The following is a 22,161-nucleotide window of genomic DNA, read 5'->3' as shown; positions in this document are numbered from 1 at the left end:
TCACACGTTGACCACAATAAACGCAAGGCTAGCAAAGGCACCGCCGTCAACCAGTGACATTGCCGGTCAACAAAGCAACACTTTGTGCCCTCAGCGTCGCCAAGGTAACGGCGTGGGATCAGCGTTGGCCCTCGGCCTGCAGCCAGCAAAAACCGTAGGGCGGCAGGCGCAGGGCACCGGCGTCCCCTACCACATCGGCGCCGCTGAGCAGGTCGGTCCAGCGCAGGCAGTCATCGAGGTTAAGCTCTGCCAGCGGCACCGCCTGGGGTTGTGAGGTGACATTGTACAGCGCCACCAGGGATTGGTGTCGGTGGCTACTTTCTTTGCTGCGGGTCTCCCTGCGCACGCCAAACACCTCGTCGCCAATGTGCAGGGGATACTGTGAAGCATTGGGGTGGAAAGCCGGCTGCTTGGTGCGCAGCTCAATCAGCGTTTTAAGCTCCTTGAACATACGGGCATGGTGGGTGTCGCCGGACAATGCCCGCTCCAGATTATCGACATCCCACTGGTGACGATTCACCGCGCGATTGTGGCCAGTGTGCTCAACCCGATTGTTGTCATTTTCAGTGGCCAACAAGCTGTGGATGTAAAAGGCAGGCAGCCCCTGAATGGCCAGCATTAACGCGTGGGCACAGATAAAGCGCGCCTCTTGATAGCCGTCTTCGCCACCAGCCATGCTGCGGCGCATGGCGTCAAACAGGCTGATATTGATTTCGTAGGGCCGGCTTTCGCCATTACCCAGGGCACGCCAGGACACCCGGCCGCCGCTTTCCTGCATCAATTCCACCAGCTCACCCACCTCGTTGTCGGACAGCAAACCCTCGGCGGGGCGCAGGCCGATGCCGTCGTGGGAGGCGATGAAGTTGAAGTAGGTGGTGCCATCCTGGGCGGCGGGCATGCCCATCATCCAAGACTTCAGCGCCCGGCAGTCACCGCTGACCATGGTGTTGAGCAGTAGCGGCGGCAACGAGAAGTTGTAAACCAGATGGGCCTCGTTGGCATTGCCGAAGTAGGCCAGATTTTCCCGCAGGGGGATGTTGGTTTCGGTAATGATAATGGCGTCCGGCGCCGCGTGCTCAATCACCGTTCTAAGCAGGCGCACCGCTTCGTGGGTCTGCTCCAGGTTAAGGCAGCTGGTGCCGGGAATCTTCCACAAAAAAGCCACTGCATCCAGGCGGAATATTTTTACCCCCTGATCCAGGTAGTGGCGGACAATGCGGATAAATTCCAGCAGCACCTGGGGGTTCTCAAAATTCAGGTCGACCTGGTCGTGACTGAAGGTACACCACACGTGGCGCTTGCCATCCAGCGTCTGCACCTCAGCCAACAGCGGACTGGTGCGGGGCCGCACTACCTCGCTGTAATCCCCCTCGGGGTCGGCTTCGACAAAATAGTCCATGCCCGGATGCTTGCGCTGTTTGAAGTTTTCAAACCACTGACTGCGAGCGGAGCAGTGGTTGATGACCAAGTCCGCCATTAAATCAAAATCCCGGGCGATGGCGTTGATATCCTGCCACTCGCCCAGCGCGGCGTTGACCTCCACATAGTTGATCACCGCGAAGCCGTCGTCCGAGCTCCAGGGATAGAAAGGCAGAATGTGCACGCCGGTAATCAGCCCCTTCAGCTCCCGCCGCAAAAAGTCGTGCAGGGTATGCAGCGGAAACTCACCGTCGCGAAGAATGGAATCGCCATAGGTGATCAGCAATACATCGCTTTCATCCCAGAGGTTTTTGTGGGCCTCCGGCATAAAACAGCGCTGGTCCAGTGCCATCAGGGCGATGATTTCCTCCGCCAGGGTCACTCGGTCCAGTTCGGGATACAGAACGTTTAAATGCGCCGCCAGTCTCTGGCGAAGATGGTCATCAGCGCTACTCATCAGCTGTATTCCCGCTGATCCTCGGCCACCGCCGCCTTGATATCTTCCAGGACCCCGGGCAGTGCGCTACATACACGGTTCCAGGCTGGAATAAAGGGCGTTTCCATAGGGTTCTCCAAAAAGGTGTTGCCCGCCTTGACGATATTCTGGGCAAACAATTCCACAGCTTCCTCTTCCCGATGCAAATCCAGTTCCAAACCGTTCATTACCGCGTCGTTGCGATAGCTCTCCACAAAATCCAGCGCCACTCGAAAATAGGTGGCCTTGATGGAGCGGAAAGTTTCACTGGTGAACACCACGCCGTTGGTGGCCAATTTGCGGAATACCGCTTTGGCAATATCGATGGACATTTTTGACAGGCCGCCACTGTCATTGTCGGCGGACAGCGACTGGTGCTTGTGGTCGTAGGCGTCGGCAATATCCACCTGACACAGGCGGTTAGTGGAGTAATTGCGGTACACCTCCGACAACACGCCGATCTCCAGGCCCCAGTCGCTGGGTATGCGCAGATCCGTCAGCACATCTTTGCGCATGGAAAACTCCCCGGACAGGGGGTAGCGATAACTGTCCAGATACTCCAGGTAATCCAGATCGCCAAAAATTTTCTTTAGCGAGCGAATAAGCGGCGTCACCAACAGACGACTGACCCGGCCATTGACCCGGCCGTCGGCCACCCGGGCATAAAAGCCCTTACAAAACTCGTAGTTAAAGCCCGGGTTGGCGATGGGGTAGAACAACTGCGCCAACAAGCGGCGGTCGTAGGTCAGGATGTCGCAGTCGTGCAAGGCAATCGCTTCGGCGCGATTGGACGCCAGGGCAAAACCCAGACAATACCAGACGTTGCGGCCCTTTCCCGCCTCCATGGGGGCCAGGGCCTTGTCGCTCAAGCGCTGATCGATGGCCCGCAGCCGGGGTCCGTCGTTCCACAGCACGTGGTGCCGCTGTGGCAGTCGGCCAAAAAACTTCAGTGCGTGCCGGTACTGGGCCTCGTCGGCCTGATCCAGGCCGATAATGATCTCGTCGATATAATCGACCTGGGCGATCTGCTCAATAATATTGGCCAGCGCCGGCCCCTCCAGTTCGGAGTACAGTGACGGCAACACCAGCGCCATCGGGCGCGCCCGGGCAAACTGAGCCAACTCCGCTTCCAAATCGGCAATAGGCCGATCAACCAAATTGTGCAGAGTGGTGATAATGCCGTTTTGATAAAAATCCGCCATGCGAATAATTTCCTTGTTCGTTATTCTTGCTAATCTGCGTCGTTCAACAACGACAGTAGTGTGTTATTCCAGCCCAGCGGGCCCACTTCCTCAGTAATGATCACCTCGCCCTGGGCATCGACCACATCCAGCGGCGGCCGGTGTGGGCGCCGCACTATCACGGCAATATCGGCCGCCCGCAACATCGCCAGATCGTTATCGCTGTCCCCCAGGGCGATCACCCGGGGCTGGCTGTCTGCGGCAATCAGCCGCGGCGCCAACCAGCGCATGGCGGCGCCCTTGTCGCACTGCCCCATAATGTGAATAAACCGACCGCCGCTCAGGGCCTGCAGCCCCTCCACCGCCAGCATGTCCAAAAAACGCTGATACTGTTCCTCGGAGTCCTGCCACAGTATGGGCTCGGAATAGTTGCGATTTAATGCCAGCCGGGCATCACTGACCGGCAGGCCGGCGATGTCACCCAGCTCGTACTCATCCCAATCGGCAAAGCCACTGAAATCAAAACCCAGGGTGTCACGCCAGCCGTGAATGGCATCCAGCACCCGTTCCCGGCGGGGCGCAAACTCGTAACACGCCAGGCCATCAACCCGCTGGCAGTCCTCCATGCCGGAAATCGCGCCCCCGGCCGGGATCACCACGGCGGCACCGTTCTCCACAATCAGTGGCCAGGGGTTGTTGAGGCGCTGCTTAAGACTCATCAGCTCGGCGCGGGTCTTACTGGTGTTCAATACCCAGGGCACGGCCAATTGCTGCAGCCGCTGTAGCGCGGGCTCGGCCGCTGAAAAGCTGTAATCGTTATGATCCAATAAGGTGCCATCCAGGTCGGTGAACACCACGGTGTTCCGCTCAGTCATGCCCTAGCTCTCCTTCCTTACAATGTACCTCTTCAACACTGCGGTCTTGTGCCATGGTCATCACGCAGTCGGCCCGGGCCGGCAGTGTCTCAAGACAGTGGCGAGTCAAACGTTCGTAGTGCTGCACAAAACGTACGATATCTGCCTCACTCATAATTTGCTTACCCTGACGGCGACTCGCCAGGTGACGCTCCTGCTGCTGCCGCCAGCCGGCAACACAATCAAAACTCGGTGCTTTCAGCATCAGCAGGTAATCTACTTCGGCAAACAAGCGCTGATAGTCCCCCGCCAGCTGATCATTGGCATAGCGCCGCCAATCGCCATCGGCGTCTTCATTGGCCTCCAGTACATTGACTGGAGACAGCAACTCGGACTCCGCTTGGGGGCCGGCTCCAAGGCACCAGCCCTCAAAAATCACCAAATCCACCGGACCGCTTATCTGTGGCCACTCACTCTCATCAAAGCGGTCATCGCTGGCCTTGTCAAAGCGCGGCAGCAACATCGATTCTCCGGGCTGCAGCCCTTGTAGACGGTGCAATGTTCGCAAGGCCAGTTTGACGTCATGGGTTCCGGGCACGCCGCGAGTCGCCAATAGCGGATGAATACGCTCGGCCAAAGCCTGGCGCTCGGACCGGCGCAGGTAGAAATCATCCAGTGATAATTGGGCAACACGCAGGCCCTGGCGCTCCCCCAGATACCAACACAGAAAGCTGGCCAGGGTCGACTTACCGCTGCCCTGGGCTCCGTGGATCCCAAGCACCCGAAGGCGGCCGGCGGCAATGCGAGGCTTTAACAGATTGATAAAAGGCAGGAAGTGATTATTGACCTGCTCGCGGTAGCTGTCGGGCAGCTGCTCTTGGATCAGGAAAGTGGTAAGGCTCTCAGCGGATGCGGACAAAGTAGATTCTCCCGGTGATGAATTCGCTGACACCCTACCTCAGGGTGATCACACCGGAATGACAAGCAGATTTCTTGCCAGCCCCTCCCCTGCGGATGGCCGAAACCGTCCGCGGAGAAAAGCGTGGCAGGCGCTCATTAGTGAACGTGACCGTGCTCGAGTTCTTCCTCACTGGCCTCGCGCACGTCTTCGATAGCGACGTCGAAGTGCAGGGTTTGGCCGGCCAGCGGGTGGTTGGCATCCACGGTGACAGTCTCGTCGCTGACGTCTTTTACCACGACCATCTGTACTTGGCCATTGCTGCCCTGGGCCTGAAACTGCATACCGACTTCAATGCTGTCGACACCTTGAAAAGCTTCCCGGGGTACAGGCTGAACCAGCTCGGGGTTAACTTCGCCGTAGGCATCGGCCGGTTCAACGGTAACCTTTAAGTTATCGCCCGCCGCTTTGCCTTCCAGTTCCCGCTCCAGTCCAGGGATAATACCGCCGTGACCGTGGAGATAGGCCAGGGGGTCTTTGCCCTTGGACGAGTCGAGTTCGACGCCGTCATCACTGGTAAGGGTATAGTGAAATGCGACGACACAATTGTTGGCAACTTGCATGGAATCCTCCAAAACTGCAAAAAATTAACGGCGCAGACGGCCAGAGGGCGACTCAGGCACCGTAGTGATAGTTAAGGATGACAGCTTTGGTCCGCTATTTCACGCGCTGGGCAGGATAATCTGCGACGCTTCCCGGAAAAAACGCGATTGATCGGCGCATTCAAGCTGCTGATATAGCCAGTGCATAGCATTGGCGCGATTATGGAAAAGGGCCATGGGGCGGTCGCCCCGGCCCGGAATTGACTTGAGCACCTCGAAACTGAGGTCCGACATCCGGGTGTAGCTCAGTACCGCCATCACCGCCAGGGATGGCGCCCGCACCAACCACTGTTGGGCCTCGTAACTCCAGGAAAAACTGGAGCTTTTGTCCAACAACAGGCCGTAAGACTGTCGCACATTGTCACAACGCCAGTCTTCGTACTCCCGGCACTGGTCGACATCCAGCTCGATGCCCTCATTGACCGTCATACAGACAATGCGGGGGTGCAGTTGGGTCAAGGTGGCAAAACTGAGGTGGGTGTGTGGCATTACGACTCCCAACACCAAAAAGCCTCAGCCTACGCGCCGGCGCGCTTGCCGCGTATCCGTAATCGCCCGTAATCGTTGGGTTATTACTGCCTACTGTTTAATCAGCACAGCAGTCGGCACCCTCAATTAGGATCAATAATTGCCTGTCCCACATCGACGATTTTACGCCGCAACCAGATGTGGCCCGGATCGTGTTGCAAGAGCGGGCTCCACGCCAACTTTAATTCGATGGGGATAATCATAAAGGGCGGCTTGCGGATCACCACCCGGGGATCGTCGTCGTAGAGTTTGGCGACCTGGGTGGGCAGCGTGGCAATCAAATCGCGGTGGCGCGCCAGCAAGGCTGCCACTTGATAGTGGCGGGTAAACACCCGGATTTGCCGCTCATGACCGAACTCCGCCAGGGCCTCGTCCACCCAACCCAAGCGCTGGCTATCGCGGTGGCTCATCCCCCGACCCACCCCCATGCCGGTTTTACTCACCCAGATATGGGGAGCACTGAGAAAGGCGTCCATATCAAAATTATCCCGGGCGGGGTTTTCGCTACTCATCAAACAAGAAAAACTGTCCCGCCAGACTGTCGCCTGATGGAAGGACTGAGGCAGGCGATCAAAGCGGTTTACCGCCATATCGATTTTGCCCTGCTCCAGGTCCTGAAAGGTCACATCACTGGGGGTAAGAATATCCAAGGTGATATTGGGTGCGTCTTCGCGCAGCTGAAACAACAGCGCGGTCAGGAGGGTGGATTCAGCGTAGTCGCTGGCCATAATCCGAAACACCCGGCTGCTTTTGGTGACCTCAAAATCGCTCACCGGCAGCACCGCCTGCTCTACCGACGCCAAAATATGGCGAATCTGGGGCTGCAACTCCAGCGCCCGCTCAGTGGGGGTCATACCTTCGCTGGTCCGCACCAGCAGAGGATCATTGAACAAGTCCCGCAGGCGGCGCAGGCCATTGCTCAGTGCTGGTTGGGTGATGCCCAGTTGCTCGGCTGCCCGGGTGACGTTTTTCTCCCTAAGCAGCACATCCAGATACACCATCAGGTTGAGATCGACGCAGGATAAATTCATGGCATTAATAATCAGAAGAACCAAAATAGGCTGGAATTATGAAGCTTTCCGCCCCCACCTACCACAGCGCTGTGCATTTATTACCGCTTTATGAGGTCCCAAATCACGCTTTTGAGGAATCTTCCCTGCCCACCGGGGCCTTATTTTCGGCCTTCGATCCCCCGGAGGCGGCTTTGCGACGGGTCGACGCGGCGGCAGAGGCCTTACGCCGATTGGAGCTGGCAGCCTTTTTGCGAGCCGGTGCTTTTTTTGGGGCCGCGGCTCGCCCGCTGGTCGCCGCGCTTTCTTCTTGGGCAGTACCGCCATCGGGCTCGGATTGTCTGCCCTGAACCACCTGATCGGAGTCCCCGCCCTCCTCTGCCATTGAGGCCTCGAACTCCGATTGCACCATGCTATCGAGCTGATCCAGAGTCTCTTCCGTGAGTGGCGTTTCCGCTTCTGCCTTTGGCGTCTCGCCGGTATTGCCCCCGGAGCCGGACGGGCTGGCGTCGGCGCCGGAACTCGACGCCGCCTTATCCTTATCCCGGTGTTTAGTTTTTGCCGACTTGGCTTTCTTGCGGCGTGAGGGCTCCACCCGCTCCCGGTCTTCCGCAAAATGAAGCGCCATATTAAACGCCCGGCGGGTGAAGGCCAGCACTTCCTCGAAGTCTTCGTCGGAGAGCTTGCGGGCATTGTCGACGTTGCGATAAATCTTTAAAAATTTGCGCTCCCGCTCCGCCTTGATCATCAAGCGGTCCAGGCCAGTCATATTAAGAAACTGACTCAACCAGGGATGGTAAGTACGTGAAAAGCGGATAATAAATGGCAGTGGGTCATTGCGGGAATAGTAGGATGCCAAACGCAGCATAACGTCCACAGGCAGCCCGGTCTTGCCCTCTTCCACCGCCCGAAGAATATCGGGGTCGTTAAGATCGATAATGGAGGACAATTCCTCCACCGACAGGCCCGCGGTTTGGCGCATATCCTTCAAGGCCCGGCCCGCCTTGCCCATTAGCTCCAGGCGTTCCGGTGACTTGAACAGAGTGTCAGCCAGCAAGCTCGAGTTGGCCGCGCGCTTAAAGGCTTTTCCAGACAGCCCTGCCGCACTGTTCAGCATACCCGCCAGACGCCGCTCAATACCGCGGCCACCTTCTTTCTTGGCCGCTTTGCCGCTTTTGCCGTCACCCGGCTGTTTTTCTGAATCGCCCTTTGCCATATCTCTCAAACCCCATCGCCGTCGTGATAGCGCCGACAGGCACAAATCATTTGCTTGCGCGCCCTTGTCAGCCATCGCGCTTTGCAACACAATAAATCCGCACTCGGGCGTTTCGCAGAGCCCCATCTGTCGGCCACTGCGCTCGAAAACCCTGTCGGCCTCGGGCTCCCCTTAGGCCCACTTAAACGCATAATAATCAGTTAGTAAAGCGCATCGTTATACACCCGGATTGTGCGCCCATAGAAGCCAACGCAAGGACACAGACTTTGTCGAACAGCCAAGACAACCGCGCCGCTCCCGGCGATTCCGGGCTCCGACAGCGGGCAGAACAAGCACTGCGCTTCACCAAGAACCTGGCTACCGGCACGGTGGGCATCTATAGTGCCATCACACCTCTAACAGACCTGATAAACCGCGACGCTGCCATTACCGAGGGCGAGCTTCACCATGCCATCGACACCTTGTTTAAGGCTCTGGCCAAGCACCCAGTCAACGACCAGTTGCGGGGCCTGACCAACGGTCTGCGCCAGTGGAACCTGCTGCCCAACGAGCAGAGCACCGAGGCGCTGATGGGCGCCATGATGAACCGCTTCACAGCGCTTACGGCCAATGTCGTACCCCAGGAAGTCACCGACGAGTTCTGGCATTTCTTTAACGAGCTGGCCGGCGAGCCGGAGCTGAGTGGGCTGGGAGAAATCGGTCTGGATATCGGCCGCATCCTACTGAGCACTTACGAGCCTCTGATTGCCGACACCCTGAATCAACTCAAGGAGTTGCGTCGCAGCAACGATGAGCAACTGCGGCGCGCCGTCGGCGGCGTCAGTGTTATCCGCAGCGACCTGGTAATCTTCCGGCGACAAATCAAGGCGCTGCGGCACATTCGCACATTTTTCCAGATCCCCGAAGACGACTTCCGTGCCCAGGCCGACATCGTCGCCCAAATGGTTAGGGAGTTTGGGCCTTTCTTTATAAAAATCGCCCAAGTGGCCGCCGCCAACTCGGACTTTCTACCAGAGGAAATGGCCGATGCCCTGGCGGTGTTCCAGGAAGATGTCGAGCCGATGAATGCCAGTGAAGTGGAACAGGCCTTTCTGGAATCCTTCCAGCAACGCCCGGAGCGGCTGTATTTTGGTTTTGATCCGGAAAAGCCCCTCAAGTCCGGCTCCATTGCCTCGGTCTACACCGCTTACCGCCCGGCCGAATCGCCCCCCGGAGACTCCAGCCAGGACAAGCAGCGGATCACCAACATGGTTCCCGTGCTGCTGAAAGTAGGCCGGCACAATCTGGAGCGGGAGTTTTTGATCGGCAAAACTGTGATCAAACTGTTTATTCTCACCAGTCAGTACTGGGCTCCCCACTCCAAGCTCACGCCCTTCCTCCATTCCTGGCTGAACCAGACCGACATCTTTGTCGAGGGCTTCCGCGAAGAGCTGGACTTTGAAGCCGAAGCAGAAAACCAGCAACGCTTCCGCCACCGGGCGCGCTTTAATCCCGACTGGAATGTCCCAGACGTCTACCGGGGCACCCGGCGCATTATCGAAATGGAACTGATAGAGAACGCCGAGAGCCTGAACAAAGCCTTTACCAAGTTACCCAAGCGCCAATCCCGCAAGCGCCGGCGGCGTATTGCCCGCCAATACCTCCACGCCATGCTGACCCATATGCTGGTGGACAAGGAGTTTCACGGCGACCTGCACCAAGGCAATATCATGGTCCGCGCCCAGCGCGAGTTATTTTTTATCGACTGGGGCAACACCGTCGATCTGAGGGAGATCTGGCGGCCGGTGCTGGGCTACCTCGCTGCGGTCTGCAGCTGCAATGCCCAGGCGACTGCACAAAGCTTGATTGCCATGTCCCCCGATCCCCAGCAAGCTCGCGCCTCGCTGGAAGACATTGCCGGAATTGCCGACAAGACCTTTCAACAAGCGGAGCTGACTCCGCTGGAATTACGCCACGCTATCCGCGTACTGCGGGAGGGCAAGTCGGGCCTTAAAAAACGCATAGAGGTAGCGCTCAACCTGCTGGCCAACCTGTCCCGGCAAGGGATTCCAGTGCGCGGCGAGTACCTTCACTTGTCCCGGTCCCTATCGGCAATGACTGGCTCATTTCTGGGGCTTTACCAAGGACTGCCCCAGCGCGACCTGATCCAGGACCTGATGACAGTCTGGTTCAGCTTTCCGGCGAAAGCGGGTCTAAGTCTAGCCCTGGGCTCGGCGGCAGAGGCGCTGCAATCCCTGGACCCCAAGGTCACCGTATTTAGCCCGCCAGCGTTGAACAACGCGGACATGATACGGCCATTATCGGCGGCCTAGCCATGGCGTATACGGTCATTCTCTCCCCCCTCAAAGCCCTGTCAGCACACATCGACAAACTGATCCGCGGCCGCTTGTGGCTCAAGGTCCTAATCGGCTTGGGCCTGGGTATTCTCGCCGGTATCGCGCTGGGGCCTGATCTCGGCCTGTTCAGCGTCGAGACCGTTCGCACCATAACCGCCTGGCTGGCCCTGCCCGGTCAACTGTTTCTTTCCATTATCCAAATGATCGTGGTACCGCTGGTGCTGGCCTCGGTGGTTGGCGGGCTCGCCGCCAACAAAGATATCTCGGCGATGAAGAAAAACGGCATTCTCGCCCTGGGGTTTATTACCGCATTCACCGCTCTGGCGGCCAGTATCGGTATTGCTTTGGCACTGTATATTCAGCCGGGCAACTACATCGACGCCTCCACGCTCAGTGACGCACAAGTCGCGCCGCTAACCAGCACTGTTGCCAAGGGCTTCCCCGAGGCCGCCGAACTACCCTCAAAGGTGTCGGCCCTCATTCCGAAAAACCCGCTCGCTTCTATGGCCTCCGGCGAGATGCTGCAAGTCATCTTATTCGCCGCCGTATTGGGCGCGGCACTGCTCTCCATTCCCGCCAAACAATCCCGGCCACTGTTTGAACTGCTCACTGCCCTACAGGAGGTGAGCCTGCGCATCGTGTCCTGGGCAATGATGCTGGCGCCATTGGCGGTATTCGGACTGATCACCAAGCTGGTTGCCAACTTGGGTATTGAAGTGCTCACCGGTATGGCGATCTACGTCGCCACTGTTTTAGTGGGCCTGCTGTGTGTTGCGGGGATGTACATTATCGTCGCCAAACTGACGCTAACGATCAAAATTACCGCCTTTCTCGGCCATGTTCGCGAACTATTGCTACTGTCGTTCTCCACCAGCAGCTCGGCAGCAGTCATGCCTATCACCCTGGAAGTGGCTGAAAACAGACTGGCCATCAACCCGGAAATTGCCCGCTTTTTAGTCCCCTTGGGCGCCACAATCAATATGACAGGCACGGCCTTATATCAAGGCGTGGCAACCGTTTTTCTGGCCCAGGTGTTTCAGGTAGAACTGGGACTCACCAACTACTTGTTTGTGGTAACCATGGCCGTGGCGGCTTCTATAGGTTCACCAGCAACACCGGGGGCAGGCATTATCATTCTGAGCATGGTTCTAGAGGGTGTTGGCATTCCCGCAGCGGGCGTGGCACTTATATTGGGCGTAGACCGGGTACTGGATATGTGCAGGACTTCGGTGAATATACTGGGCGATGTGGTTGCCTGTGCTGCGGTACAGTCACTGTCTAACGGCGCGCGGCATAAGCAAACGGTCAGCGTAAACGCAGAATAAAAAAAGGCCCGGGACAAACCCGGGCCAAGCCTCACTGACAGGAAAAAGGTAGGCCCGAGCTGCGCGACCGGACCGGGCCTGAATTTAACGGCCGTGTTTGGCCTTGAACTCGATACGGCGACGGTGCAAAACCGGCTCAGTGTAGCCGTTAGGCTGCTCGCAACCTTTGAAGACCAACTCACAGGCAGCCTGAAAAGCCACGCTATCGTCAAAGTTGGGCGCCATATTGATGTACTCGGGGTCGCCGGCATTTTGACGATCCACCACCGCCGCCATGCGCTTGAGGGTCTCCATCACCTGCTCTTCGCTGCACACACCGTGGCGCAACCAGTTGGCAATATGCTGACTGGAGATACGCAACGTGGCGCGGTCTTCCATCAGGCCAACATCGTTAATATCGGGCACCTTGGAACAACCGACACCCTGGTCGATCCAGCGCACCACATAACCGAGGATGCCCTGGGCATTGTTATCCAGCTCTTGCTGAATCTCGTCGGCAGACCAGTTGGTTTCTGCAGCCAGCGGCACGGTGAGAATGTCGTCCAAGGCGGCGCGCTGACGCTGGGCGATCTGCTCGTGCAGGCTCAAAACGTCGACCTGGTGGTAGTGCATCACGTGCAGTGTTGCCGCGGTCGGTGAAGGCACCCAGGCGCAGTTGGCCCCGGATTTGGGGTGGCCGATTTTGGCCTCCATCATTGCCGCCATTTCATCGGGCATGGCCCACATGCCTTTACCGATTTGGGCACGGCCGCTGAGGCCGGTGGCCAGGCCGATATCCACGTTCCAATCTTCGTAAGCTTTGATCCAGGCCTGCTGCTTCATATCGGCTTTGCGGACAAAGGCACCGGCTTCCATGGAGGTATGAATCTCATCGCCGGTACGGTCCAAAAAGCCGGTGTTGATAAAAATCACTCGCTCTTTGGCGGCTTCGATACAAGCTTTTAGATTGACCGTGGTGCGACGCTCCTCGTCCATAATGCCGATCTTCAGGGTATTTCGAGCCAGACCCAGCGCGTCTTCTACCCGGCTAAACAGCTCGGCAGCGAAGGCGACCTCTTCAGGACCGTGCATTTTCGGCTTAACAATATAGACACTGCCAGTGCGGCTATTGCTAAGCGCGCCGGTATTTTTGAGATCGTGAATAGACGCCAGGCCGGTAACCATGGCATCCATAATGCCTTCCGGGACTTCATTACCCTGGGGATCGAGAATCGCCGGATTGGTCATCAGGTGGCCGACATTACGCACCAGCAACAAGCTGCGGCCGTGGAGGATTTTTTCGCTGCCGTCCGGGGCGGTAAAAGTGCGGTCAGCCGCCATGCGACGGGTCAGAGTTTTGCCGCCCTTTTCCAGCTGCTCCTCCAGATCGCCCTTCATCAGACCCAGCCAGTTGCTGTAGACCAGGGCTTTGTCTTCGGCATCGACGGCGGCGACGGAGTCCTCGCAGTCCTGGATGGTGGTGAGGGCTGACTCCAGCACCACGTCTTTGATGCCTGCGAGATCGGTTTTGCCGATCGGATGGCTGCCATCGATCTGAATATCGATATGCAGACCGTTGTTAGCCAGCAGTACATTGGTGGGCGCGCTGGCATCGCCAGCAAAGCCGGCAAATTGCTCCGCGTTTTGTAGCTCGGTGGTGGCGCCGTCTTTCAACACGATCTGCAGGGCACCGTTGGCCACCCGCAGGGCGGCGGCATCGGCATAGCTGCCTGCCGCCAAAGGCGCGTGGCGGTCGAGGAAGGCCTTGGCGTAGGCAATAACCTTGTCACCGCGCACCGGGTTGTAGGCGCCGGCTTTTTCAGCGCCACCGTCTTCAGGGATAACATCGGTGCCGTACAGTGCGTCGTAGAGGCTACCCCAACGGGCGTTGGCCGCGTTGAGTGCGTAGCGGGCATTCATTACCGGCACCACTAGCTGGGGGCCAGCGAGGGTGGCGATTTCGGCGTCGACATTTTCTGTTGTAATAGAGAAGTCAGCCGGCTCTGGAAGCAAGTAGCCAATTTCCTGCAAAAAGCCTTTATAAGCGGCAGGCTCAATCGCACCGGGGTTGTCTCTGTGCCACTGGTCAATCTGCGCCTGAATAGCATCGCGCTTGGCCAGCAGCTCGGCGTTGCGAGGCGCCAAGTCTTTAAGGATGGCAGCCAGCTCGCTCCAGAAATGATCGGGCTCGATGCCAGTCCCCGGCGCAATGCGCTCGTTCACCAGGGTGTACAATACCTCGGCAATCTGTAAGCCGCTGTGCTCGATGCGTTGGTTGGCTGGGCTGGAAGCAGTTTGATCAGACACGGGGATTTCCTCACACAATGCGCAGGGGCGAACAACCACCCCGGGCGTTTACGTGACTCTATCCTAGTGCCGGTTTTATAATTCCGCAAATTTATCCATATTATTGGCGCTATTCACGCCATAAATGTTTTCACTGTGTTATCTTCTATCCCTCAGGCCCCGAACTGGCTGAAAAATTACCTATAAATAGCCAAGCGGTTCGCCCCACCAAAGATTTCCCAAAAAAATAGCGGGAATAAAAACTATAAATTAGATTAATTCGCCCCATAGGCCTACACTGCGCAGCGTGTACCACTAACGCCACACGCAGGAAGGGATTGATTATGTCCAACTATCAACAAGACATCCAAGCGATCGCAAATCTTCGCGAAGCCATGGGCAGCGGCTGGAGAGATATCAATCCAGAATATGCCGCCCGCATGAAAACCCAGAACCGTTTCAACACGCACCTGGATATCGCCAAGTACACCGCCGATATCATGCGCAAAGACATGGACGAGTACGATGCTGACACCAGCAAGTACACCCAGTCACTGGGCTGCTGGCACGGCTTTATCGGCCAACAAAAGCTGATCTCCATCAAAAAGCACTTCGGCCACACCGACAAGCGCTACTTGTACCTGTCTGGCTGGATGGTTGCGGCGCTGCGCTCTGAGTTCGGCCCTCTGCCCGACCAGTCCATGCACGAGAAAACAGTGGTTGCCGACCTGATTCGCGAGCTGTACACCTTCCTTAAGCAAGCAGACGCCTGGGAACTGAACCACCTGTTCCGTGACCTGGATGCCGCCCGTGACGCTGGCGATACCGCCAAGGCCGAGGAAATCACTGCCAAAATCGACAATTTTGAAACCCACGTGGTGCCCATCATTGCCGACATCGACGCTGGCTTTGGTAATGCCGAGGCGACCTACCTGCTGGCCAAAAAACTGATCGAGGCGGGTGCCTGCTGTATCCAAATCGAAAACCAGGTTTCCGACGAGAAGCAGTGCGGCCACCAGGACGGTAAAGTTACCGTTCCCCACGAGGACTTCCTGGCCAAGATCCGCGCCGTGCGCTACGCCTTCCTGGAGCTGGGCGTGGACAATGGTGTTATCGTTGCCCGTACCGACTCTCTGGGCGCCGGCCTGACCAAGCAAATCGCCGTAACTAACGAGCCCGGCGACCTGGGCGACCAGTACAACGCCTTCCTGGACGGCGATTACATTGATAGCGCCGCCGACATCAACAATGGCGACGTGGTCATCAAAGCCAACGGCAAACTGCTCAAGCCCAAGCGTCTGCAAAGCGGCCTGTTCCAATTCAAGCCCGGCTCTGGCGAAGACCGCGTGGTACTGGACTGCATCACCAGCCTGCAAAACGGCGCCGACCTGCTGTGGATCGAGACCGAGAAGCCCCACGTTGGCCAAATCGGCGGCATGGTTAATCGTATCCGCGAAGTGGTTCCCAATGCCAAGCTGGTCTACAACAACAGCCCGTCCTTCAACTGGACCCTGAACTTCCGTCAGCAAGTGTTCGACGCGTGGAGTGAAGCAGGTAAAGACGTCTCCGCCTACGACCGCGCCAAGTTGATGAGCGTTGAGTACGACGAGACCGAGCTGGCTGCTGAAGCCGACGAGAAGATCCGTACCTTCCAGGCCGACGCGTCTCGGGAAGCCGGTATCTTCCACCACCTGATCACCCTGCCGACTTACCACACTGCGGCCCTGTCTACTGACAACCTGGCCAAAGGTTACTTCGGTGACGAAGGCATGCTGGCCTACGCTGGTGGTGTTCAGCGCAAAGAGATTCGCGAAGGTATCGCTACGGTTAAGCACCAGGATATGGCTGGCTCTAACATCGGCGACGACCACAAAGAGTACTTTGCTGGTGACGCCGCGCTGAAAGCCGGTGGTAAAGACAACACCATGAACCAATTTGGCTGATACCAAAGGTACAGTGGTGTATAAAGAAGGGCGGCAGCGATGTCGCCCTTTTTTGTATCTGGGTAAGACTCCCACCGTGGTGGCGGCAACTCCAATATTGACGTGGCGGACACCCCATGGAATGGGGCCGGCACAAATATGGACAAGGTAGCCACAGCAACGCCCCACCCACCGAATCAGTAGGGTGGACATCGCCGTTTATGTCCACCGGGCACCGCCACACCATAAATATGGACGCGGCGGACACACAACGAACCCGTAGGGTGGACATTGCCCTTTTATGTCCACCTCCAACACTTGCATTAAGGAGGCCCCATGTCGATTTCCACCCCCGACCTCTGCGACGAACACGGCGACGCCGTTCGCGTCATTGAACTGCAGTTCCGCCACTACGGCGCGGTAACCCAATTCGGTGGCCAGGTGCAGACCATTAAGTGTTTTGAGGACAACTCTCTGGTCGCCGAGCAAGTTAAAACCCCAGGCGAAGGTCGCGTGCTGGTGGTCGATGGCGGCGGCTCGCCCCGGCGCTCCCTGCTGGGTGACAACTTGGCCAGCGCGGCGGTAAAAAACGGCTGGGCGGGTATTGTTATTTTTGGCTACCTGCGAGACGTTGAGGAAATTGCACCGATGGAGCTGGGCGTTATGGCCCTGGGCAGCGTCCCCCGCAAGACCGAAAAGCGCGGCGAAGGTCAGCTTGGCGTAAACTTGCACTTTGGCGGCTGCGAAATTGGCTGTGGTGACTTCCTCTATGCCGATGAAACCGGCGTCATTGTCGCCAGCCAGGCCCTGCAGGGTTAATACCGCACACGCAAATCACCACCCAATAGTCGATAACAACATTTGAGGATGCACTATGAAACTGGGACTACTGCTGGGGTACTCCGGCGCCGAACTGAAGCTGCCCATGGACGATATCCAACACGCTGAATCCCTGGGTTTTGACTCAGTGTGGACCGCCGAGGCCTATGGATCTGACGCTGTCAGCCCAGCGGCCTGGATTCTCGCTCAGACCAAAACCATTAAAGTGGGCACGGCCATTATGCAGATGCCCGCCCGCACCCCGGCGATGACCGCGATGACGGCCATGAGTCTGGATGCCCTTTCCGGCGGCCGTTTTATTGTCGGTCTGGGCGCCTCTGGCCCCCAGGTGGTAGAGGGCTGGCACGGCGTGCCCTATGGCAAACCGGTGACCCGGACCCGGGAATACATCAAGATTATGAAGCAAATTTTTGAGCGCAAAGGGCCGGTAGAATTTGATGGCAAAATGTACCAAATGCCCAACAAAGGCGAAGGCACTACTGGCCTGGGTAAGCCATTGAAGTCCATTCTCCATGGCAACCCGGCCATTCCCATTTACACCGCCTCTATTACCCCCAACGGCGTTGCCGCCTCTGCGGAAGTGGCCGACGGTGTATTCCCGGTGTGGATGAGCCCGGAAAAGTACTCGGTACTAGAGCCCAGCATCAACAAAGGTTTAGAGAAAAGCGGCCGCACAAAAGCCGATTTTGATGTCGCGCCCTTTGTCGGTGTGATCATGGATGACAACCTGGACGGCTGCCGCTACTTCATCAAAGACTTCCTGGCACTCTACATTGGTGGCATGGGCGCCAAAGGCAAAAACTTCTACACCGATTACGCCACCCGCATGGGCTACGGTGACGCCGCCGAAAAAGTGCAGGACCTCTATCTGGCAGGCAACAAAGACGAGGCCCGGGAAGCGGTGCCCAATGAGCTGGTTGACGAGATCGCGCTGGTCGGCCCCGAAGCGCGGATTCGCGAGCGAGCCAAAGACTGGTTGGCCGCAGAAAAGCGCGGTGAAGTGGGCACCATGATCCTCAACTGTCAGCAGGCCGAGGCCCGAGAAGTGGTGGCCGATTGCTTCCTGTAATCGCCTCATAAACCCAGCACCCGGCGTCAGATCAGGGCGCCGGGCTTCGCTTTGCCGACAAAGTCAGGCAGACTGCTGAAATCGATTTTTATAGGAATTAATAGACCCCATGACCGCCGTCACCCGCCGCTTGGCCATGGCCATTCTCAACGGCTTTGATGCTTTTTTTGCCGAGTACAAAAATATTACGCTGGGAGCACAGGCCCGCTTTGAAGCGGCGGACTGGCAGGGTGCGCAAAAAGCCATGCGGGCGCGGCTGGACTTGTGGAAGCAAAAGCGCGCCATTGTCGCCGAGGCGGCCTACACCATCACCGGTGGCAGTGTGGAGGATCGGGATAACTGGGAAGTGGCCAAGCAGGAATACGCCGAGCTGATCCAGAATCACGACAATTTTGAGATTGCCCAATCCTTCTTCAACTCTATTTACTGCACCGTATTCAATCACGAAAAAATCCGCGAGCAACACACCTTTGCCCTGGTGCCCATGGAGCATCGCGGCCCTATCGACAGCGAGTCGATCCTGCATCGCTATCACTTCGGCGGCAACAACGCCGCCGAGATTATCAGCCGCATGCTGGACAACTGCGAGTTCAATATCCCCTGGGAGGACAAGAGCCGGGATATCGACTTTATCCTCAATGTGGTTAACGACGAACTTATTCCGCGAATTCCCAAAGGCAGCGGCGATATCTGGGTGGAAACCCTGGAGTCGTTGTTTTTCCGCAACAAAGCAGCGTATCTGGTGGGGCGGGTCTACAGCGGGCGCTTCAGCCTGCCCTTTGTGCTGCCGATTCTTCACACTGAAGAAAACGCCATTTACGTCGATACCCTACTTTACGACCCCGACGACATCTCCATTCTGTTCAGCTTCAGCCGCAGCTATTTTATGGTGGATGCCTCCATCCCCTCGGAATACGTGGCCTTTTTGCGTCGCTTGATGCCCCACAAGGAAGTCTTCGAGCTCTATAACGCGCTGGGGATGCCCAAGCACGGTAAAACCGAATTCTTCCGTTTTGCGGTGGCCGACACCATCAACAGTGCCGAGCCCTATGTCATAGCCCCGGGCATCAAGGGTATGGTGATGCTGGTGTTTACCCGCCCGGATTTCGACTACGTCTACAAGGTCATCAAGGACCGCTTTACCCCACCCAAGGAAATGACTCGGGATCACGTGAAGAAGTGCTACAGCCTGGTCAAACGCTGGGACCGGGGTGGGCGCATGGCAGATACCCAGGAGTTCAATAATCTGGCCTTTGATCGCCGGCGTTTTTCCGACGAACTGATGGCCGAGCTGTATAAAGAGGCGCCGTCACTGGTGGAGGAAAACGGCAATGTGCTGATCCTCAAACACGTCTATATCGAGCGCAAAATGGTGCCCCTCAACCTCTATCTGAAAGAGTGCGACGAGCAGCAGCTGTACAGCGTGATGGACGAGTACGGCAAGGCCATCAAGCAGCTGGCGGCGGGTAACCTCTTCCCCGGCGATATGCTGCTAAAAAACTTTGGCGTTACCCGTCACGGCCGGGTGGTATTTTACGACTACGATGAAATCTGCCCCCTCACCGACTGTAACTTCCGCCGCTTGCCGGAACCCAAAACCGAAGAGCAGGCCATGGCCACCCACCCCTGGTACGAGGTCAAACCGGAAGACGTATTCCCGGAAGAATTCCGTTTATTCTTCTCCGGCAATCAGAAGGCCAAGAAAGTCTTCGATGAATTACACAGCGACCTCTATGACCCAGACTACTGGCGGGATCTGCAGGATCGAATCAGCCAGGGTTACGTGGCTGACGTGTTCCCCTATCGCAAGAAGCAGCGCTTTCAGCAGCGGGCCGATGGCAACAACAGTCTCAGCGACTAAGGCGACACTCAACGCCGCAGCAGGGAGACCGGAACCGATTTAAATTCCGGCGTATGGCTCCTGGGGTCGGTGCGCCGGGAGCTAAGCACGTTGGCCTCGGGGTAATAAGCCGCCAGGCAGCCTTGGGGAATATTGGCTAACTTCACCTCCACCTGCTCCATGGTCCCGCTATTTGATCGCAGATCCACCCGATCGCCTTCCCGAACGCCATGCTCCAGCGCATCTTGTTGATTAACCAGCACTACCCAACGATGCAACACACCCCGATAGCTGTCTTTCTCTTCATAGATAATGGAGTTGAACTGGCCTTCGCTACGCAGTGTCATCAAGGTAAAAGGATGAAGCTCATCGCTCTCAGAATCCTTACCCGCTGGCAGCACGAAGCGGGCGCGGCCATTGGCAGTGGCAAACTCGGGCTGGTGCTTGATGCGCCCTTTAACATAGAACTCGCGCTTGGCCACCTCAATATCAGCCAATGCTTCCATCCCCGGCACCACCCGGGCGATCGCTTCCCGAACCGACTGATGGCGCTTGAACTCGGCAAAGTTCACCCCGGTGTCCTTCAGCAATCGCTGGCCAATATCGGCCAGCACCGCCACCTCCGAGCGCACCGAGGCAATGCGACTGATACCGCCATCGCTCAAGCGCACATAGTTAAACATCGACTCTTGAGTCGTGGGCTCCGGCTCTTCATCCCGGGCGCAAACCGGCAGAACAATTGCTTCCCCGGCGTCGACTCCAGTGACATGACCGCGGTTTAAAGTTGTGGTTAGAAATACTTTAAAACCGATATTATCCATGGCCTGACGCGCCCATTCGCTGTCCGGCGTGGCCTCGTAAAGGTTGCCCCCCATCATCAGCGCCGCATCCATGTCGCCGCGGTGGGCCGCGTCCAACGAAGCCAAGGTGTGTAGGCCCGGCGTTTGCGGCAGCGACACGCCAAAGGACTGCTCGATGCGCTCAAACACCTGGGCGGGCAGTACCGGCTTGACGCCGATGGTACCGATTCCCTGCACATTACTGTGCCCACGCAGTGGCAGCAGTCCGGCGCCAACCTTGCCCACCATGCCTCGCAACAAAGCCAAGTTGCTGATCCACTCGATATTGTCGACACCGTGGCGGTGGTGGGTCATGCCCATGCCCCAGGCAAAAATGGCCTTATTGGACTGACTGTAGGCCTCCGCCACTTTGTCGATATCGGCCCGGGCTATCCCACACTGCTTTTCCAGATTCGGCCAGGACTGCTGCAGCAGGTAATCCACCAGCTCGGCATAGCCGTCACAGTGGCTGTCGATAAAACCTTTATCGATAGCCCCCCTCTCCAATACCGCCTTGGCCAATGCGATAAACAAGGCAATGTCGCTACCGATTCGCGGCTGTAAATAGAGGCTCGCCACCTCGTCGCCGCCCTTGATCATGGAGCTGACCATTTTGGGGGCCGCGAACTGTACCAGTCCGGCCTCCCGCAGCGGGTTGATGACCACCACCGTGCCGCCGCGACGGCGCAGCTCGATAAGCTTGTGCAGCAAACGGGGATGATTGGAGGCAGGGTTGGCACCAATCAGAAAGAAGGTATCGCAGTGCTTGATATCCTCCAGCTCCACCGTGGCAGTGCCAGTACCGATTGTGGAGGCCAGTGCTTCACCGGTAGCCTGGTGGCAGTAGTAAGAGCAGTTGCTGATATTGTTAGTGCCATACAACCTGGCCATCAGTTGTAGCACAAACCCCGCCTCGTTGGAGGAGCGGCCCGAGCTGTAAAAAAAGCTGCGGGCGGGGTCGGTTTTGCCAAAGCGCTGCGCAACCCGGTCAATGGCCCAGTCCCAGTCGACCTCCTGGTACCGATCCTGGCCAGCGGCTTTGTAAATCGGCTTGCCCAGTCTGCCCAGATGCTCCAGCTCTCGCGCGGACAGTTGCCGAAACTCAGCCAGACTGTGGTTAAACACATCGCCGGGAATGGGCGGCTGAATATCGGTGGACTGGGCCTGAATGCTCTTGTTACACACCGAGGGGAATTCATCCAACTCATTGGTCATGCCGCCGCGCTGCCCACCCATACCCAGGCCACAGGCCTTGCAGGCATTTTTGGCATTGAGGGCTTTGGCGGAATTCAGCAGGCCGATCTTTCGGGCTGTATTGAGGGTGTAGAGGACTTTCTTGGGGCCGCCGCCAATGACGCGTTTTTCAGTCATACCGCTACCGCTTTCCTGTTTATTAGTGGGCTACACAATTTTACTAGTTGGCTGCACAACGCCGCCTTGCTGAACAGTTTAAGGCAAAGCCTGAGGTATCATCAGGTTGTG

16 protein-coding genes are annotated in these 22,161 nt (G+C 57.4%); 6 read left to right on the top strand and 10 right to left on the bottom strand.

Features of this window, described 5'->3' with window-relative positions; genetic code table 11:
• Nucleotides 1–118: 118 nt before the first annotated feature.
• The 8 genes from I6N98_RS02535 to I6N98_RS02500 form a co-directional block, all read right to left on the bottom strand.
• The gene (locus I6N98_RS02535) at nt 119–1,876 is read right to left on the bottom strand and encodes an alpha-amylase family glycosyl hydrolase (RefSeq protein WP_198570254.1); all 1,758 of its coding nucleotides are present in this window, start codon (nt 1,874–1,876) and stop codon (nt 119–121) included.
• Nucleotides 1,876–3,096 carry a glycosyltransferase family protein gene (locus I6N98_RS02530; protein WP_198570253.1) on the bottom strand — a complete coding sequence of 407 codons (1,221 nt, stop codon included), beginning with the start codon at nt 3,094–3,096 and terminating at the stop codon, nt 1,876–1,878. The genes I6N98_RS02535 and I6N98_RS02530 overlap by 1 nt, the downstream gene beginning before the upstream one ends.
• Nucleotides 3,097–3,125: 29 nt before the next feature.
• Complete coding sequence (locus tag I6N98_RS02525; RefSeq protein WP_198570252.1) at nt 3,126–3,950, bottom strand: HAD-IIB family hydrolase; 825 nt, start codon at nt 3,948–3,950, stop codon at nt 3,126–3,128.
• A complete protein-coding gene (locus tag I6N98_RS02520; RefSeq protein ID WP_198570251.1) occupies nt 3,943–4,848 on the bottom strand; it encodes a hypothetical protein in 906 nt (301 codons plus the stop codon). Before I6N98_RS02520 ends, I6N98_RS02525 begins: the two co-directional genes overlap by 8 nt.
• Before the next feature lie 137 nt (nt 4,849–4,985).
• A complete protein-coding gene (locus tag I6N98_RS02515; protein ID WP_198570250.1) occupies nt 4,986–5,450 on the bottom strand; it encodes an FKBP-type peptidyl-prolyl cis-trans isomerase in 465 nt (154 codons plus the stop codon).
• Between the two features lie 99 nt (nt 5,451–5,549).
• Nucleotides 5,550–5,978 carry a hypothetical protein gene (locus tag I6N98_RS02510; RefSeq protein ID WP_198570249.1) on the bottom strand — a complete coding sequence of 143 codons (429 nt, stop codon included), beginning with the start codon at nt 5,976–5,978 and terminating at the stop codon, nt 5,550–5,552.
• A gap of 122 nt (nt 5,979–6,100) precedes the next feature.
• Nucleotides 6,101–7,048, bottom strand: a complete 948-nt coding sequence (locus tag I6N98_RS02505; protein ID WP_198570248.1) for a LysR family transcriptional regulator — start codon at nt 7,046–7,048, stop codon at nt 6,101–6,103.
• Between the two features lie 103 nt (nt 7,049–7,151).
• The gene (locus I6N98_RS02500) at nt 7,152–8,243 is read right to left on the bottom strand and encodes a helix-turn-helix transcriptional regulator (protein ID WP_198570247.1); all 1,092 of its coding nucleotides are present in this window, start codon (nt 8,241–8,243) and stop codon (nt 7,152–7,154) included.
• Between the two features lie 266 nt (nt 8,244–8,509).
• Between I6N98_RS02500 and I6N98_RS02495 the strand changes: the two genes are divergently transcribed.
• Complete coding sequence (locus I6N98_RS02495) at nt 8,510–10,555, top strand: AarF/UbiB family protein (protein ID WP_198570246.1); 2,046 nt, start codon at nt 8,510–8,512, stop codon at nt 10,553–10,555.
• A 2-nt stretch (nt 10,556–10,557) separates the two neighbouring features.
• Nucleotides 10,558–11,904, top strand: a complete 1,347-nt coding sequence (locus tag I6N98_RS02490; protein WP_198570245.1) for a dicarboxylate/amino acid:cation symporter — start codon at nt 10,558–10,560, stop codon at nt 11,902–11,904.
• An 84-nt stretch (nt 11,905–11,988) separates the two neighbouring features.
• Here the strand turns inward: I6N98_RS02490 and I6N98_RS02485 are convergent, their stop codons facing one another.
• On the bottom strand, nt 11,989–14,190 hold the full coding sequence (locus I6N98_RS02485; RefSeq protein WP_198570244.1) for a malate synthase G: 2,202 nt from the start codon (nt 14,188–14,190) through the stop codon (nt 11,989–11,991).
• Between the two features lie 323 nt (nt 14,191–14,513).
• Between I6N98_RS02485 and I6N98_RS02480 the strand changes: the two genes are divergently transcribed.
• The 4 genes from I6N98_RS02480 (at nt 14,514) to aceK (ending at nt 19,861) form a co-directional block, all read left to right on the top strand.
• The gene (locus I6N98_RS02480; protein WP_198570243.1) at nt 14,514–16,112 is read left to right on the top strand and encodes an isocitrate lyase; all 1,599 of its coding nucleotides are present in this window, start codon (nt 14,514–14,516) and stop codon (nt 16,110–16,112) included.
• 315 nt (nt 16,113–16,427) lie between these two features.
• On the top strand, nt 16,428–16,910 hold the full coding sequence (rraA, locus tag I6N98_RS02475; protein ID WP_198570242.1) for a ribonuclease E activity regulator RraA: 483 nt from the start codon (nt 16,428–16,430) through the stop codon (nt 16,908–16,910).
• A 55-nt stretch (nt 16,911–16,965) separates the two neighbouring features.
• On the top strand, nt 16,966–18,000 hold the full coding sequence (locus I6N98_RS02470) for an LLM class F420-dependent oxidoreductase (RefSeq protein WP_198570241.1): 1,035 nt from the start codon (nt 16,966–16,968) through the stop codon (nt 17,998–18,000).
• A gap of 109 nt (nt 18,001–18,109) precedes the next feature.
• Complete coding sequence (gene aceK, locus I6N98_RS02465; RefSeq protein ID WP_198570240.1) at nt 18,110–19,861, top strand: bifunctional isocitrate dehydrogenase kinase/phosphatase; 1,752 nt, start codon at nt 18,110–18,112, stop codon at nt 19,859–19,861.
• An 8-nt stretch (nt 19,862–19,869) separates the two neighbouring features.
• On the opposite strand, the gene I6N98_RS02460 is transcribed toward aceK, so the two are convergent.
• Entirely contained in the window at nt 19,870–22,050 is a 2,181-nt protein-coding gene (locus I6N98_RS02460; RefSeq protein ID WP_198570239.1) for an FdhF/YdeP family oxidoreductase, read from the bottom strand.
• Nucleotides 22,051–22,161 lie beyond the last annotated feature (111 nt).

The organism is Spongiibacter nanhainus, from assembly GCF_016132545.1.
Taxonomy (GTDB): domain Bacteria; phylum Pseudomonadota; class Gammaproteobacteria; order Pseudomonadales; family Spongiibacteraceae; genus Spongiibacter; species Spongiibacter nanhainus.
The sequence above is the reverse complement of the archived record's forward strand: the minus strand, read 5'-3'. Positions and strand labels throughout refer to the sequence as shown.

What these genes read in the sequence shown, in the direction of transcription:
- I6N98_RS02535 (WP_198570254.1), bottom strand. Translation starts at nt 1,876, where the DNA reads ATGAGTAGCGCTGATGACCATCTTCGCCAGAGACTGGCGGCGCATTTA.
- I6N98_RS02530 (WP_198570253.1), bottom strand. Translation starts at nt 3,096, where the DNA reads ATGGCGGATTTTTATCAAAACGGCATTATCACCACTCTGCACAATTTG.
- I6N98_RS02525 (WP_198570252.1), bottom strand. Translation starts at nt 3,950, where the DNA reads ATGACTGAGCGGAACACCGTGGTGTTCACCGACCTGGATGGCACCTTA.
- I6N98_RS02515 (WP_198570250.1), bottom strand. Translation starts at nt 5,450, where the DNA reads ATGCAAGTTGCCAACAATTGTGTCGTCGCATTTCACTATACCCTTACC.
- I6N98_RS02510 (WP_198570249.1), bottom strand. Translation starts at nt 5,978, where the DNA reads ATGCCACACACCCACCTCAGTTTTGCCACCTTGACCCAACTGCACCCC.
- I6N98_RS02505 (WP_198570248.1), bottom strand. Translation starts at nt 7,048, where the DNA reads ATGAATTTATCCTGCGTCGATCTCAACCTGATGGTGTATCTGGATGTG.
- I6N98_RS02500 (WP_198570247.1), bottom strand. Translation starts at nt 8,243, where the DNA reads ATGGCAAAGGGCGATTCAGAAAAACAGCCGGGTGACGGCAAAAGCGGC.
- I6N98_RS02490 (WP_198570245.1), top strand. Translation starts at nt 10,558, where the DNA reads ATGGCGTATACGGTCATTCTCTCCCCCCTCAAAGCCCTGTCAGCACAC.
- I6N98_RS02480 (WP_198570243.1), top strand. Translation starts at nt 14,514, where the DNA reads ATGTCCAACTATCAACAAGACATCCAAGCGATCGCAAATCTTCGCGAA.
- rraA (WP_198570242.1), top strand. Translation starts at nt 16,428, where the DNA reads ATGTCGATTTCCACCCCCGACCTCTGCGACGAACACGGCGACGCCGTT.
- I6N98_RS02470 (WP_198570241.1), top strand. Translation starts at nt 16,966, where the DNA reads ATGAAACTGGGACTACTGCTGGGGTACTCCGGCGCCGAACTGAAGCTG.
- aceK (WP_198570240.1), top strand. Translation starts at nt 18,110, where the DNA reads ATGACCGCCGTCACCCGCCGCTTGGCCATGGCCATTCTCAACGGCTTT.
- I6N98_RS02460 (WP_198570239.1), bottom strand. Translation starts at nt 22,050, where the DNA reads ATGACTGAAAAACGCGTCATTGGCGGCGGCCCCAAGAAAGTCCTCTAC.